Annotated in this window: 15 protein-coding genes; 9 read left to right on the top strand and 6 right to left on the bottom strand. The window is 67.9% G+C overall.

Annotated features, from left to right (window positions below):
- The first annotated feature begins 4 nt into the window (after positions 1–4).
- From AC5P7U_RS19230 to AC5P7U_RS19190, 9 genes are all read left to right on the top strand, one after another.
- Positions 5–559, top strand: a complete 555-nt coding sequence (locus tag AC5P7U_RS19230) for a cob(I)yrinic acid a,c-diamide adenosyltransferase (protein WP_008265473.1) — start codon at positions 5–7, stop codon at positions 557–559.
- Positions 560–568: 9 nt separating this feature from the next.
- A complete protein-coding gene (locus AC5P7U_RS19225) occupies positions 569–1,507 on the top strand; it encodes a histone deacetylase family protein (RefSeq protein ID WP_133933862.1) in 939 nt (312 codons plus the stop codon).
- Between the two features lie 89 nt (positions 1,508–1,596).
- A complete protein-coding gene (lptD, locus tag AC5P7U_RS19220; protein ID WP_197564424.1) occupies positions 1,597–4,095 on the top strand; it encodes an LPS-assembly protein LptD in 2,499 nt (832 codons plus the stop codon).
- Positions 4,092–5,435, top strand: a complete 1,344-nt coding sequence (locus tag AC5P7U_RS19215) for a peptidylprolyl isomerase (RefSeq protein ID WP_414555768.1) — start codon at positions 4,092–4,094, stop codon at positions 5,433–5,435. The genes lptD and AC5P7U_RS19215 overlap by 4 nt, the downstream gene beginning before the upstream one ends.
- 3 nt (positions 5,436–5,438) lie before the next feature.
- Positions 5,439–6,419, top strand: coding sequence for a 4-hydroxythreonine-4-phosphate dehydrogenase PdxA (gene pdxA, locus AC5P7U_RS19210; protein WP_197564423.1), 981 nt, complete (start codon positions 5,439–5,441; stop codon positions 6,417–6,419).
- Positions 6,416–7,219: a 16S rRNA (adenine(1518)-N(6)/adenine(1519)-N(6))-dimethyltransferase RsmA gene (gene rsmA / locus AC5P7U_RS19205; protein WP_133933859.1), complete on the top strand. Its 804-nt coding sequence runs from the start codon at positions 6,416–6,418 to the stop codon at positions 7,217–7,219. Before pdxA ends, rsmA begins: the two co-directional genes overlap by 4 nt.
- 13 nt (positions 7,220–7,232) lie before the next feature.
- Positions 7,233–7,616 (top strand): Co2+/Mg2+ efflux facilitator ApaG/CorD, encoded by a 384-nt coding sequence (gene apaG / locus AC5P7U_RS19200; RefSeq protein WP_133933858.1) that lies wholly within the window; start codon positions 7,233–7,235, stop codon positions 7,614–7,616.
- Positions 7,617–7,631: 15 nt separating this feature from the next.
- A complete protein-coding gene (locus AC5P7U_RS19195; RefSeq protein ID WP_197564422.1) occupies positions 7,632–8,657 on the top strand; it encodes a symmetrical bis(5'-nucleosyl)-tetraphosphatase in 1,026 nt (341 codons plus the stop codon).
- Positions 8,654–9,307 carry a DUF1287 domain-containing protein gene (locus tag AC5P7U_RS19190; RefSeq protein WP_312560108.1) on the top strand — a complete coding sequence of 218 codons (654 nt, stop codon included), beginning with the start codon at positions 8,654–8,656 and terminating at the stop codon, positions 9,305–9,307. The genes AC5P7U_RS19195 and AC5P7U_RS19190 overlap by 4 nt, the downstream gene beginning before the upstream one ends.
- A 77-nt stretch (positions 9,308–9,384) precedes the next feature.
- Here the strand turns inward: AC5P7U_RS19190 and AC5P7U_RS19185 are convergent, their stop codons facing one another.
- From AC5P7U_RS19185 to AC5P7U_RS19160, 6 genes are read right to left on the bottom strand one after another with little or no spacing between them, the layout of a single operon-like run.
- Positions 9,385–9,876 (bottom strand): dihydrofolate reductase, encoded by a 492-nt coding sequence (locus AC5P7U_RS19185; protein ID WP_312560447.1) that lies wholly within the window; start codon positions 9,874–9,876, stop codon positions 9,385–9,387.
- 5 nt (positions 9,877–9,881) lie between these two features.
- Positions 9,882–10,676: a thymidylate synthase gene (locus AC5P7U_RS19180; RefSeq protein WP_414555764.1), complete on the bottom strand. Its 795-nt coding sequence runs from the start codon at positions 10,674–10,676 to the stop codon at positions 9,882–9,884.
- Positions 10,673–11,560, bottom strand: coding sequence for a prolipoprotein diacylglyceryl transferase (lgt, locus tag AC5P7U_RS19175; RefSeq protein WP_004154286.1), 888 nt, complete (start codon positions 11,558–11,560; stop codon positions 10,673–10,675). The genes AC5P7U_RS19180 and lgt overlap by 4 nt, the downstream gene beginning before the upstream one ends.
- Before the next feature lie 51 nt (positions 11,561–11,611).
- Entirely contained in the window at positions 11,612–12,106 is a 495-nt protein-coding gene (locus AC5P7U_RS19170) for a TPM domain-containing protein (protein WP_053511366.1), read from the bottom strand.
- Positions 12,106–12,993 (bottom strand): TPM domain-containing protein, encoded by an 888-nt coding sequence (locus AC5P7U_RS19165; RefSeq protein WP_414555762.1) that lies wholly within the window; start codon positions 12,991–12,993, stop codon positions 12,106–12,108. The genes AC5P7U_RS19170 and AC5P7U_RS19165 overlap by 1 nt, the downstream gene beginning before the upstream one ends.
- 3 nt (positions 12,994–12,996) lie before the next feature.
- Complete coding sequence (locus AC5P7U_RS19160) at positions 12,997–13,617, bottom strand: LemA family protein (RefSeq protein WP_008266893.1); 621 nt, start codon at positions 13,615–13,617, stop codon at positions 12,997–12,999.
- Positions 13,618–13,915: the final 298 nt, after the last annotated feature.

Genomic DNA, 13,915 nt, shown 5'->3' with positions numbered 1-13,915 from the left:
CGCCATGGGCCATCGCCTCTCGCGCATCTACACCCGCACCGGCGACGACGGCAGCACCGGCCTCGGCGACGGCCAGCGCGTGGCCAAGGATGACGCGCGCGTTGCCTCCTTCGGCACGGTCGACGAGGCCAATGCGGCGCTCGGCCTGCTGCTGGCGGCGCCGCTGCCCGAAGACGTGCGAGCGCTGGTCGTGCACCTGCAGCACCAGTTGTTCGACCTGGGTGCCGAGCTGTGCATCCCCGGCCACGCCGCGATCCATGCCGCCGATGTCTCGGCGCTGGAACAGCAGCTGGACCACTACAACGCCGGCCTGCCGATGCTGAAGGAATTCATCCTGCCGGCCGGGGGCGAAGCCGCCGCGCGCTGCCACCTGGCGCGCACCATCGTCCGTCGTGCCGAGCGCGAGACCGTCGCGCTGGCCCGCCGCGAGGCGGTGCGCAGCGAGGCGCTGCAGTACCTCAACCGGCTGTCGGACCTGCTGTTCGTGCTGGCCCGGGTGCTGGCCCGTGCCGATGGCCACGGCGAGGCGCTGTGGCAGCCACAGCAGCGCCAGCGCTGAGTCGGCACGATGCTGGTCTATACCCATCCGTCCTGCCTGCTGCATGACCCCGGCCCCGGGCACCCCGAATGCCCGCAGCGCCTGCAGCATGTGCTCGATGCCCTGCATGCGGCGTTCCCCGGCCAGCTGCAGTGGCGCGAAGCCCCTCCGGCCAAGTTCGGCGAACTGACCCGCGTGCACGACAGCGCCCTGCTCGACGTGGTGCTGCAGCCCCAGACCGCCCCGCTGCGCCAGCTGGACATGGACACCTGGACCTCGCCGGGATCGGCCAGCGCCGCCGTGCATGCCGCTGGCGCCGGCGTGGCCGCCGTCGATGCGGTGATGCTCGGCGAGGATCCGCTGGCCTTCTGCGCGGTGCGGCCCCCGGGCCACCACGCCACCAGCAGCACCGCGATGGGCTTCTGCCTGCTCAACAACATCGCCATTGCCGCTGCCTACGCCCGCGACCGCCACGGCCTGGAACGGATCGCCGTGGTCGACTTCGACGTGCACCACGGCAACGGCACCCAGGACATCTTCCAGCACGATGCCCGGGTTTCGTACTACAGCACCCACCAGGCCGGGCTGTTTCCCAACTCGGGGCTGCGCCGCGACCGCGGTGCCGGCAACCTGATGAACATCCTGCTGCCGCCCGGAAGTGGCGGATTCCGCTTCCGCAATGTCTGGGCCGACGAAATGCTGCCGGCCATCGATGACTTCCGCCCGCAGCTGCTGTTGATCTCGGCCGGCTTCGATGCGCACCTGCGTGACCCGCAGGCCGATCTGATGCTGGAGACCGACGATTTCGCCTGGATCACCGGCGAGCTGCATGCGTTGGCACGCCGTCACGCGGCCGGCCGGGTGGTCTCGATGCTGGAGGGTGGCTACGACCTGCAGGCACTGGCCGAGTGCAGCGTGGCGCATGTCCGGACCCTGATTTCAGGCGCCGGTGGTACCGTTGCCGGATGAACCCGAACCGGCAGTCTCCACCGCCCTTCATTGCCCCTATGCAAGGGATGGGGCAAGCTACCGTCCGTTTTCGCCCGAATCCGAACCGCGTGCGCCGAGCCCTCCGACTGCTTCCCCTGCCTCTGAGCATCGCCATCAGCCTGCCGGCGATGGCCGACGACAAGCCGCTCAACTGGGGCCTGTGCCCGGCTACCGACGTGATTCCCGCGTTCACCGACGCACCCACCCCGGTCCCCGGCCAGGACAAGGCCGCCGCCGCGGCCGCCCGCGAGCAGCAGTCGACCGACATCGAGGGCGACCAGCTGCTGGGCACCACCACCGTGCCGCAGTACGAGGGCAACGTGGCGCTGCGCCGTGGCGACCAGTTCGTCGGCACCGACAAGCTCAGCTTTGATACCGAGACCGGCAACTACATCGCCGACGGCAATGTCCGTTACCAGGACGGGTCGATCCGGATGATCGCCAAGCGTGCCGAGGGCAACCAGGAAAGCGACACCCACAAGATTTCCGACATCAAGTACCAGCTGGTGTCGCGTCGCGGCAACGGTGACGCCGAGTCGGTCGACCTGCAGGGCGCGGTCGGCCAGATGCACCGCTCGACCTACACCACCTGTGATCCGTCGCAGCCGGTCTGGAAGCTGTCCGCGCCGCAGATCGAGGTGGACAACGACGAGGGCTTCGGCACGGCCCGCAACGCCGTGCTGCGTATCGGCAACGTGCCGGTCCTGTGGGCGCCGTACTTCAAGTTCCCGATCGATGACCGCCGCAAGACCGGCCTGCTGTTTCCGCAGCTGGGCATGTCCGGCCGCAACGGTTTCGACTACGCGCAGCCGATCTATTTCAATCTGGCGCCGAACTACGACGATACGCTGACGCCGCGCTACATGAGCCGGCGCGGGCTGCTGCTCGACAACGAGTTCCGCTACCTCTACAACGGCGGCCGTGGCGAGCTGCTGACCTCGTTCATCCCCAACGACAAGCTGCGCGACCGCGACCGCGGCCGGGTGGTGTTCACCGGGTATCACAACCTGGATGAGCACTGGCAGGCCCGCGCCAACCTGGCCTGGGTCAGCGACGAGCGCTATGTCGAGGACTTCGCCAACCGCCTTGTCGGCGTGACGGCCTCGAACCTGCAGAGCACCGTGGGCCTGTATGGCACCGGCCAGAACTGGACGGCCGGGATCATGGCCGACCGCTGGCAGCTGACCGACTACACGCTCAACGAAAGCGCCCTGCCCTACAACCGTCAACCGCGCCTGTTCCTCAACTGGGACAAGCCGGTGCTGCCGTGGCTGGACGCCGGCGTCTACGCCGAAGCGGTGCGTTTCACCCACGACGACATCAACTACAAGTACGACGCCAGTGCCGGCCCGGACCTGCAGTACACGCGCAATGGCCTCCAGCAGCGATCCGGCGTGGGCGTCAGCGGTGGCTCGCGCCTGGACGTGAAGCCGTACGTGTCGTTCCCGATCAGCGGCGCGGCCTGGTACGTCACCCCCACCCTGGCCTATCGCTACACCGGTTACCAGCTGGACCGCAGCCTGGTGGACGGCGTCAATGGCATCCGTGGGCAGATCCTGCGTTCGCAGGGCATCGATCCGACCACCGCCACGCCGGAACAGCTGCGCGGCAATACCTCGCCCAGCCGCAGCCTGCCGATCGCCAGCCTCGATGCCGGCCTGTTCTTCGATCGCGAGACCAGGATCGGTGGCAAGTCGTTCCTGCAGACCCTGGAACCGCGCCTGTTCTACCTGCGCACGCCGTACCGCAACCAGGACGAGCTGCCGATCTTCGATACCCGTGATTTCACCTTCAGCTGGGGCCAGCTGTTCCGCGATTCGCGCTATACCGGCGCCGATCGCCAGAACGATGCCAACCAGCTGACCCTGGCCCTGGGCACCCGCTTCATCGACCAGACCACCGGCAAGGAACGGTTCTCGGCGGCCATCGGCCAGATCCAGTACTTCGACGAGTCGCGGGTGACGCTCCCGGGCGGCGCGCCGGTGGAAAAGGGCAAGTCGGCCTGGATCGCCGACGGCAACTACATGATCAACGACCGCTGGACCCTGGGCGCTACCTACCAGTGGGACCCGAAGTACAAGCGCGAGGATCTGGCCAGCGTCCGTGCCCGCTACCTGATGCCCAACGATGGCGTGGTCAACCTCAGTTACCGCTATCGCATCAATGCCGGTGCCCCGGCCAGCGCCAACAAGCATGACCGGACCCTGCTGGAGCAGGCCGACCTGTCGTTCCTGTACCCGCTGAATGCGCGCTGGAGCCTGGTGGGCCGCTACTACTACTCCCTGCAGGACAAGGAACCGCTGGAAATCATCGCCGGCGTGCAGTGGGACAGCTGCTGCCTGGCCGTGCGCGCCGTGGCCCGCCGCTACGTGCGCAACCGCGAAGGCGACATGAACAATGCCATCCAGCTTGAGTTCGTGCTCAAGGGCCTGAGCTCCATCGGCCAGGACACGGACCGTACCCTGCGCCGTGCTATCCTCGGCTACAACCGCGACGACCTCTATCTCGTGCCGCCCAGCAACACCGGGGCGACCCGGGATGACTACGATCCGAATCTGATCCCATGACCAAGCGCTTCCCCGTTCTTCTCGCCTCGCTGCTGGCGGTGTCCAGCGTGTCCGCCCCCCTGCAGGTGCTTGCCCAGGAGGCGCAGGCGCTTGACCGCATCGCCGCCGTCGTCGATGAGGACGTGATCCTGCAGAGCGAGCTCCAGCGTGCGATCGCCAACATCAAGGCGCAGTACGCCGGCCGCGAAAACCAGCTGCCGCCGGAAGACGTGCTCAGCCGCCAGGTGCTCGAGCGCCTGGTGCTGGTCAAGCTGCAGGTCGCCCGCGCCCAGAGCAGCGGCATCCGGGTCGGCGACCAGGAGCTGAACCAGGCGATGAATGCCATCGCCCAGCAGAACGGGTCGACGCTGGACGCCCTGCGCCAGCGCCTGGCCCATGACGGTATCGACTTCAACGACTTCCGGGCGTCGGTGCGCGACGAGATCACCGTGCAGCGCCTGCGCCAGAGCTTCGCGCAGAGCCGCATCAGCGTCAGCGAGGGTGAAGTCGATGCCGCGCTGAAACAGCAGGCCACGGTGGGCAACCAGTACCACCTGGCGCACATCCTGGTGGCCCTGCCCGACGGCGCCAACGCCGACCAGATCGCCACCGGCCAGAAGAAGGCCGACGGTGTGAAGGCCCTGCTGGACAAGGGGGAGCTGGACTTCAACGCCGCCGCCGTCCGCTATTCGGACAGCCCCAACGCGCTGGAAGGCGGCGACCTGGGCTGGCGCAGCCTGGATGAAATTCCGCAGGCGTTCGCGCAGATGATGGAAAAGATGAAGCCCGGTGAAGTGGTCGGCCCGATCCGTGGCCCGAGCGGCTTCCAGCTGCTGAAGCTGGTGGACGTGCGTGATGCCAGTGCCACGGCCGGTGCGAATACGGTCACCGAGTACCACGGACGCCACATCCTGGTACGCGTGGACGACCACCAGACCGACGCGGCCGCCAAGGCCAAGATCGATACCCTGCGTGCCCGCATCGCCGGTGGCGCGGACTTCGAGACCGTGGCCAAGGAGTCCTCCGAGGACAACAACAGCAAGGGCCAGGGCGGCGATCTGGGCTGGTTCCCGGCCGATGCGTTCGGTCCGGCGTTCGGCCAGCAGGTCTCCGGCCTCCAGGATGGTGGCGTCAGCCAGCCGTTCCGTACCGATGCCGGCTGGCACATCGTGCAGCGCGTGGCCACCCGCCAGACCGACGTGACCAACGACAACCAGCGTGCACAGGTCCGCGAGACCATCGGCCGCCGCAAGCTGGAAGACGAGTACAACCGCTTCCTGCAGGAACTGCGTGGCGAAGCCTACGTCAGCTTCCGCAGCGGCGACCGCGCGGAAAACACCGCCACGCCGCCGCAGTCCTGACCGATGCGCCCCGAGCTCGCTCTGGTACCGGGCGAGCCCGCCGGGATCGGCCCGGAACTGTGTGTCCGACTTGCCCAGCAGCCGCGTGAAGACAGTCGGCTGCTGGCCTTCGCCGACCCGGATACCCTGCGCGCGGCTGCGGCCGCGCTGAACCTGCCCCTGCAACTGCTGCCCGAGGACGCCGAAGCGCGTGTCCCGGGTGATCTGCGCCTGCGCGTGGTCGCCAATGCCGTGCCCAGCCGGTTTGGCCAGGCTGATCCGGCCAACGCAGGGGCGGTCATCGACGCGCTTCTCGGTGCCGGCCAGGCCTGCCTCAGCGGCGAGCTGCACGGCGTGGTCACCGGCCCGGTGCACAAGGCAGTCATCAACGAAGGCGGCATCGCCTACAGCGGCACCACCGAACTGCTGGCCGACCAGGCCGGGGTGAAGGTGGTGATGATGCTGGCCAACCACATCGTGCGCGTGGCCCTGGCCACCACCCACCTGCCGCTGCGCGAGGTGGCCGATGCGATCACCGCGCCCGGCCTGGAACACACCCTGCGCACCGTGCATGCCGCGCTGCGGCGCGAGTTCGCCGTGCCTGCACCGCGCATTGCCGTGCTCGGCCTGAACCCTCATGCCGGTGAAGACGGCCATCTGGGCCGCGAGGAACTGGACCTGGTAATCCCGCTGCTGCAGCGCCTGCGCGCCGAAGGCATGGACCTGATCGGGCCACTGCCGGCCGACACCGCCTTCCTGCCGGCCAAGCTGGCCGCCTTCGACACCGTACTGGCCATGTACCACGACCAGGGCCTGCCGGTGCTGAAGTACTCGGGCTTCGAACAGGCAGTGAACCTGACCCTGGGCCTGCCCTATCCGCGCGTGGCGGTCGACCATGGCACCGCGCTGGATCTGGCCGGCCGCGGCATCGCCGATCCCTCCAGCCTGCAGGCGGCAACGGCGCTGTGTGCGCAGCTGGCGCGGCAACGTACACTGAGCGCATGAATTCCCCGCATTCCCCCTCCGGCCCGGTGTTCACCGCACCGGCCAAGAAGCAGCTTGGCCAGCATTTCCTGGCCGATCGCCACTACATCGACAAGATCGTGATGGCGGTCAACCCGAAAGATGGCGACCGCCTGGTCGAGATCGGTCCCGGCCAGGGCGCGATCACGCTGCCGCTGCTGCGTGTGCATCCGAAGCTGACGGTGATCGAGTTCGACCGCGACCTGATCGCGCCGCTGACTGCCGCCGCCGAGCCGCTGGGCGAGCTGACCATCGTCCATCGCGACGTGCTGCGCGTGGACTTCACCGAGCTGGCTGCCGGCCAGCCGATCCGCCTGGTCGGCAACCTGCCCTACAACATCTCCTCGCCGATCCTGTTCCATGCGCTGGAACATGCCGCCGTCGTCCGCGACATGCACTTCATGCTGCAGAAGGAAGTGGTCGACCGCATGGCCGCCGGCCCCGGCAGCAAGGTCTATGGCCGCCTCAGCGTGATGCTGCAGGCGTACTGCCAGGTGACCTCGCTGTTCGTGGTGCCGCCGGGCGCCTTCCGGCCGCCGCCGAAGGTCGATTCGGCCGTGGTGCGGCTGGTGCCGCGCGATCCGGCCAGCATCGGCATCAACGATCACAGGCGCTTTGCCGAGGTGGTCAAGGCCGCCTTCGGGCAGCGCCGCAAGACCCTGCGCAATGCGCTGAACAACGTGGTGTCCGCCGAGCAGTTCATCGCCGCCGGCGTGCGTCCCGATGCCCGCGCCGAACAGCTGGACGTGGCCGAATTCGTCGCTCTGGCCAATGCCTCCTGATTACACTGCCGGTATGGAAGACGCTGACGTTTATGCCATCTCCGTCGAAGTCGCGCCGCGCTTCCTCGACGATCAATCCGCACCGGAAGACGGTCGCTTTGCGTTCGCCTATACGATCCGCATCCACAACCAGGGACGGGTGGCCGCACGCCTGGTCGCACGCCATTGGCGCATCACCGATGCCAATGGCCGCGTCGAGCATGTCGATGGCGACGGAGTGATCGGCGAGCAGCCGCGGCTGCGCCCCGGTGAAGACTTCCGTTACACCTCCGGTGTCATGCTGGGGACCGATCACGGCACCATGCAGGGACACTACGACATGGTTGCCGACGATGGCACCGAATTTGCCGCGCCGGTCGCACCGTTCGTGCTGGCCATCCCGCGTACCCTGCACTGACAAGGAGGCCGAACGATGAGTGTGTGGGCGATCGGCGACCTGCAGGGCTGCTATGACGTCACCCAGCGACTGCTGGAGAAGATCCGCTTCGACCCGGCGCAGGACACCCTGTGGTTCTGCGGCGATCTGGTCAACCGCGGTGGCCAGTCACTGGAAACGCTGCGGCTGGTGCACTCGCTGCGCGAGCACTGCGTGGTGGTGCTGGGCAACCATGATCTTTCGCTGCTGGCCGTCGGTGCGCGCACCGAAGAGGAGCAGCGCAAGGTCAACCCGGACCTGCTGCGCATCGTGCAGGCAGAGGACCGCGATGAACTGCTGGACTGGCTGCGCCTGCAGAAGCTGGTGCACGTGGACCGCGAGCTGGGCTGGATGATGGTGCATGCCGGCCTGGCGCCGAAGTGGACCACGCAGATGGCCGAGAAACATGCGGCCGAAGTCGAGGCGCAGTTGCACGGCGCCGGCTACCGCAAGCTGTTCCGCAACATGTACGGCGACAAGCCCAGCTGGGCACCCAACCTGTCCGGCTATGACCGCTCGCGCGCGATCATCAATGTGCTGACCCGCATGCGCTACTGCACCCCGCGTGGGCGCATCGGCATCGAGGACAAGGGCACGCCGGGCACGCAGGAACAGGGGTTGTATCCCTGGTTCGAAGTGCCGGGCCGGGTCGAGCGCGACCTGAAGGTCGTCTGCGGCCACTGGTCCGCGCTCGGCCTGACCATCACCCAGGGTGTGCACGCCATCGACACCGGTGCGGTGTGGGGCGGGAAGCTGACCGCGCTGCAGCTCGATACCGATGAGCTGCGCGTGGTGCAGGTGCCGGGCCGCGATGTGCCGGCCCCCGTTGCCAACGCCCGTCCGCCGACGCGACCGGCACACGAGCGTCCTGCCGCTTCGGCACAGGGCAAGGAACAGGGCGGTGGCACACCTGCTGGTAACCCGGGCACCCGCGGCCCGCGCCGTCGTCGCCGTCGTGGCGGCGGTGGTGGTGGTGGTGGCTCCGCAGGCCCCGGCAACAACGGCGCCCCGCCGCAGGCATGATGCGACCGGGCCGGGCACCAGGGACGGTGCTGCTGCTGACGCTGGCGCTAGCCAGCGGCTGCCAGCCCGGTTCGCCCCCTGCTCCTACGGCCGCGCAGGACGCCGCAGCCACGCCGGCACCACCGCAGGCGCCCTCGCCGCCGCTGGTGGCCGCCGCACGCGCACAGATCGGCGTCACCGTCCGCTACGATCCGGCTTATCAGGTGCTCGCCTATCCCGGTGGTGACGTCGCGCGCGATCGCGGTGTCTGCACCGACGTAGTGGTGCGCGCCCTGCGCGATCTGGGACTCGACCTGCAGGCACGCGTGCATGAGGACATGCGCGGGAATTTCAGTGCCTATCCGGCGATCTGGGGCCTGTCACGGCCGGACCGCAACATCGATCATCGTCGCGTACCCAACCTGATGCGCTGGTTCGAGCGGCAGGGCTGGCAGCAACCGGTCACCGCCCTCGCCATCGACTATGCAGCCGGCGACATCGTCGCGTGGAAGCTCAACGGCAATGGCCTGCTGCACGTCGGCATCGTCTCCGACCGGCGGCTGGCCGATGGCACGCCGCTGGTACTGCACAACATCGCGCGCGGCACCCGCGAAGAGAACCTGCTGTTCCAGCACGCGATCATCGGGCATTACCGGATGCCGGCTCCGTAGAGTCGAGCTTGCTCGACTATGCCCTGTGTATCCACCAAGAGCAGTCGAGCAAGCTCGACTCTACAGATGCGTTGCGATCAGCGGCGCACGTAGTGAACGAAGCGGAACGCGTAGGCGTGGCGTTCGTCAGCCGGGTGCGGTTCGCTGCTCACTTCCTGCCAGTCGTGCGCATCCACCTCGGGGAAATGGGTGTCGGCCGGCACTTCGGCATCGACCCAGGTCAGGTACAGGTCACTGGCCTGGTCGAGCAGCTGACGGAAGATCTCGCCACCGCCGATGATGCACAGCTCGTTCGCGCCCTCGCCCTCGGCAATCGCCTTGGCCTCGTCCAGCGAGGCCACCGCGTGCATGCCTTCAAACGGCACCTGGCCGCTGCGGGTCAGCACCAGATTGGTCCGCCCCGGCAGCACCCGGCCGATCGATTCGGCGGTCTTGCGCCCCATCAGGATCGGCTTGCCGAGGGTCAGCGCCTTGAAGTGCTTGAAGTCGTCCGGCAAGTGCCAGGGCATGGCATTGCCCTGGCCGATGCCACGGTTGCGGTCCAGCGCGACGATCATCGACAGCTTCATCGCGCTCACACCGCCACCGGTGCCTTGATCGCCGGATGCGGGTCGTAGCCGTCGATGCGGATATCATCGAACTGGAAGCCGAACAGGTCGGTCACCTCCGGGTTCAACCACAGCGTCGGCAGCGCGCGCGGCTCACGCGACAGCTGCTCGCGGGCCTGCTCAAAGTGATTCGAATAAAGGTGGGCATCACCCAGCGTATGCACGAAATCGCCCACGCCCAGGCCGGTGGCCTGCGCCACCATGTGGGTCAGCAGCGCGTAGCTGGCGATGTTGAACGGCACGCCGAGGAAGATGTCGCCGCTGCGCTGGTACAGCTGGCAGCTGAGCTTGCCGTCCACCACGTAGAACTGGAACAGGTTGTGGCACGGCATCAGCGCCATCTGCGAAAGCTCGCCCACGTTCCAGGCGCTGACCACCAGCCGGCGCGAATCGGGGTTGCGCTTGATCTCGTCCACCAGCCACTGCATCTGGTCGATCGCACCGCCATCGGCGGTCGCCCAGCTGCGCCACTGCTTGCCGTAGACCGGGCCAAGATCGCCATTCTCGTCGGCCCACTCGTCCCAGATGCGGACCTGGTTGTCCTTCAGGTAGCCGATGTTGGTATCGCCCTTCAGGAACCACAGCAGCTCGTGGATGATCGAGCGCAGGTGCAGCTTCTTGGTGGTGACCAGCGGGAAGCCGTCGTTGAGGTTGAAGCGCATCTGCCAGCCGAACACGCTGCGGGTGCCGGTGCCGGTGCGGTCACTCTTTTCGGCGCCGTGCTCAAGCACATGCGAAAGCAGGTCCAGGTAGGCCTTCATGCCTTGCCCTCGGCGGCCACCATCGGCTGCGGCTGCAGCACCGGCGCGCGGCGCGACATCGCCAGCAGCACCAGGCCGAAGGCGATCAGCGGCAGGCTGAGGATCTGGCCACGGGTCAGCCAGTCGAAGGCCACGTAGACGCCGTTGTCGGGCATGCGCACGAACTCGACGGCGAAGCGGAACAGGCCGTACATCAGCGCGAACAGGCCGCCAACCAGGTAGCGGTGGCGCGGCTTGGCCGACACCACCCACAGCACCACGAACATCACCAGCCCTTCCAGGAACGCTTCATACAGCTGCGAGGGATGGCGGGCGAACTGGTTCAGCGCGCCGCTGGCGAACTGCGCCTGCAGGGTCGCGTGGTCCAGCTGGTTCAGCGGCGCCGGCAGGCCGGACGGAAACACCACGCCCCAGCTGCCGTCGGTGTACTTGCCCCACAGCTCGGCACCGATGAAGTTGCCGATGCGGCCGAAGCCCAGGCCCAGCGGCACCAGCGGCGCCATGAAGTCCATGGTGTCGAAGAAGTGCAGCGCGTGCTTGCGCGACCACCACCAGCAGGCGCCGAGCACGCCCAGCAGGCCGCCGTGGAAGCTCATGCCGCCATCCCACACCTTGAACAGCAGCAGCGGGTTGTGCAGGAAATCGCCCAGCGCGTAGAACAGCATGTAGCCGATGCGCCCGCCCAGCACCACGCCGAGCATGGCGTAGAACAGCAGGTCGGAGAAGCCGTTGGCATCAACGCCCGGCAGGCGCCCGTCGGCGATGCGCTTGCGGCCCAGCAGCCACGCCGCGGTGAAGCCGAGCAGGTACATGATGCCGTACCAATGCACCTTGATCGGCCCCAGCGAGAGGGCGATGGGGTCGATGTCGTGGAAATAGATCATGGAAGGTGCCTTGCGGTTGAACGCCTATTCTCGGGCCAGTGCCGCCCCGGCTCAACCAAGGAGCTGCGGGGTGTTGGGCAGGCCGTCATCGTCTGACCGCGTCGCGGCCGGAAAGTGCCCTTCCACCAGGGTCGAGACCTCTTCGATGGCGCCGCGCAGCGCCTCGACCGGGTTCGGGCCGCGCAGGCCCTCGCGCAGATGGGTGCAGACCCGCTGCCATTGCGCCGGGCTGACCCGGCCGTGCAGGCCACGGTCGGCGACGATCTCGATGGCGTGGTCGGCCAGCAGCAGGTAGATCAGCACGCCGTTGTTGTGGGCGGTATCCCAGGTGCGCAGGCGGGCGAAGGCATGTTCGGCGGCCTGGCGTGGAGTGACCTTGCGCCACAGCGCGTCCAGCGGCAGGTCGGCCTCCACCGCGAACATCACCTGCCCGCCGTGGCGCTGCTCACCGGCGGCGATGGCCTCGGTGATCGCCTGCAGCGTGGCCGGCGGGAACGCGCGTCGTACCGACGGCGAGAACAGATGGCGGCACAGACGTTGGATCATCACCAGCCCCCCGATGCGCCGCCGCCGCCGGAACGGCCACCGCCGCCGCCCCAGCCACCACCGCCACCGAATCCACCGCCTCCACCGAAGCCGCCTCCGCCGCCCCAGCTGCCACCGCCCCAGCCGCCGCCGCCGGCAAAACGGCCCGGGTGCCCAGAGAGCATGGCGACAATCAGGCCGACGATGCCGGCCAGGCCACTGGCCAGCAGCGTGGAGGTGAACAGGAACGCCGCCAGTGCCGCTCCCCCGCCGCCGAGCAGCCCACGCAACGGGCGCGGCACGCGCGAGAACACCCCGCGCAGGATGCTGCCGGCAAACACGCCGATGAACAGGGCCAGGAACCAGGTGTCGCCACCGCCGTCGGGCTCGCCGCCCCGCTGGCCACTGACCGGCGCCGGCAGGTCTTCGCCATCGATCAGCTTGACCAGCACGCCGGTGGCGTCAGTGATGCCACCGGCATAGTCACCGCTGCGGAAGCGCGGCACCAGGTACTCCTGGATGACCCGGTTGGCGATGGCATCGGGAATCGCGCCCTCCAGGCCGTAGCCGGGCTCGATGCGCACACGCCGGTCATCCTTGGCCACCACCAGCAGCACGCCGTCATCCACGCCCTTGCGGCCGATCTGCCACTGGTCGAAGACGCGCGTGGTGTACTGCGCGATGTCTTCCGGCTGGGTAGTGGGCACCACCAGCACCTGCAGCTGGCTGCCCTTGCGCTGCTGCAGGTCAGTCGCCTGCTGCACCAGCGCCTGCTGCTGCGTGGCATCCAGCGTGCCGGTGGTATCGACCACCGGCGAATCCAGCGCCGGAATCGGCGCCAGCTGCTGCGCCTGCGACGCCAGCGGCAGCCACAGCAGCAGGGCCAGCAGCGCAGTGGCCAGGCGCATCGGTCAGTGGCCCGGCTGCGGTGCCGGCTGCTGCTGCGGCGCGTTGCCGAAATCGACAGCCGGCGCGCTGGAGATCTGCGCTTCGTTGTCCACGGTGAAGTTCGGCTTGGTCTTGTAGCCGAAGATCTTGGCGGTGATCACCTGCGGGAACGAGCGGATGTAGGTGTTGTAGTCCTGCACCTGCTGGATGTAGCGGCCGCGGGCCACGGTGACCCGGTTCTCGGTGCCTTCCAGCTGCGCCTGCAGGTCGCGGAAGTTCTGGTCGGACTTCAGCTGCGGATAGTTTTCGGTGACCACCAGCAGCCGCGACAGCGCACTGCCGAGTTCGCCCTGGGCCTGCTGGAACTGCTTGAGCGAGGCTTCGTCATCGGCGTTGACGTTGATCTGGCCGACCCGCGAACGGGCGTTGGTGACTTCGGTCAGCACGCGTTCTTCCTGGCTGGCGAAGCCCTTCACGGTCTGCACCAGGTTGGGCACCAGGTCGGCGCGGCGCTTGTACTGGTTGATGACCTCCGACCAGCTGGCCTTGACCGCTTCATCCTTCTGCTGGATGGCGTTGTAGCCGCAGCCGGAGAGCAGGGAGGCCAGCAGCATCAGGGGCAGGATACGGGTGAACAGGCGCATGGCGGAGGTTCCGGGTGGGCGTGGCGCCGAGCATGCCATGGTTCGGGTGAAGGTCGGCCATCGGGCGCCGCCCCCTCCGCGGTGGTTGTGCTCATGGATCGCCTGAGTAGTCCGGGCGGGTGGGCATGGCGGGGGACGCCGTGAATCCGTCCCTCGAGGCTTAGCCGCGCCATCCATGGCGCGGATTGATCTGGCCCCCCGTCAGCGGACGCCAAGAAGCGATACTTTGATCGCACTTGGAGGTCCCTTATGTCCCGTATCACCCGTCGTAGCTACACCGATGAGTTCAAGCACCAAG

It is taken from the genome of Stenotrophomonas sp. YJH_SMC_57, from assembly GCF_059369755.1.
The sequence above is the reverse complement of the archived record's forward strand: the minus strand, read 5'-3'. Positions and strand labels throughout refer to the sequence as shown.

Bases quoted from the DNA above. Each gene is read 5' to 3' on its own strand.
- AC5P7U_RS19165 (WP_414555762.1), bottom strand. From the start codon at position 12,993: ATGCGCCTGGCCACTGCGCTGCTGGCCCTGCTGCTGTGGCTGCCGCTG.
- lgt (WP_004154286.1), bottom strand. From the start codon at position 11,560: ATGATCTATTTCCACGACATCGACCCCATCGCCCTCTCGCTGGGGCCG.
- apaG (WP_133933858.1), top strand. From the start codon at position 7,233: ATGGAAGACGCTGACGTTTATGCCATCTCCGTCGAAGTCGCGCCGCGC.
- AC5P7U_RS19185 (WP_312560447.1), bottom strand. From the start codon at position 9,876: ATGAAGCTGTCGATGATCGTCGCGCTGGACCGCAACCGTGGCATCGGC.
- AC5P7U_RS19180 (WP_414555764.1), bottom strand. From the start codon at position 10,676: ATGAAGGCCTACCTGGACCTGCTTTCGCATGTGCTTGAGCACGGCGCC.
- AC5P7U_RS19215 (WP_414555768.1), top strand. From the start codon at position 4,092: ATGACCAAGCGCTTCCCCGTTCTTCTCGCCTCGCTGCTGGCGGTGTCC.
- AC5P7U_RS19195 (WP_197564422.1), top strand. From the start codon at position 7,632: ATGAGTGTGTGGGCGATCGGCGACCTGCAGGGCTGCTATGACGTCACC.
- pdxA (WP_197564423.1), top strand. From the start codon at position 5,439: ATGCGCCCCGAGCTCGCTCTGGTACCGGGCGAGCCCGCCGGGATCGGC.
- AC5P7U_RS19230 (WP_008265473.1), top strand. From the start codon at position 5: ATGGGCCATCGCCTCTCGCGCATCTACACCCGCACCGGCGACGACGGC.
- AC5P7U_RS19160 (WP_008266893.1), bottom strand. From the start codon at position 13,617: ATGCGCCTGTTCACCCGTATCCTGCCCCTGATGCTGCTGGCCTCCCTG.
- AC5P7U_RS19225 (WP_133933862.1), top strand. From the start codon at position 569: ATGCTGGTCTATACCCATCCGTCCTGCCTGCTGCATGACCCCGGCCCC.
- AC5P7U_RS19170 (WP_053511366.1), bottom strand. From the start codon at position 12,106: ATGATCCAACGTCTGTGCCGCCATCTGTTCTCGCCGTCGGTACGACGC.
- AC5P7U_RS19190 (WP_312560108.1), top strand. From the start codon at position 8,654: ATGATGCGACCGGGCCGGGCACCAGGGACGGTGCTGCTGCTGACGCTG.
- rsmA (WP_133933859.1), top strand. From the start codon at position 6,416: ATGAATTCCCCGCATTCCCCCTCCGGCCCGGTGTTCACCGCACCGGCC.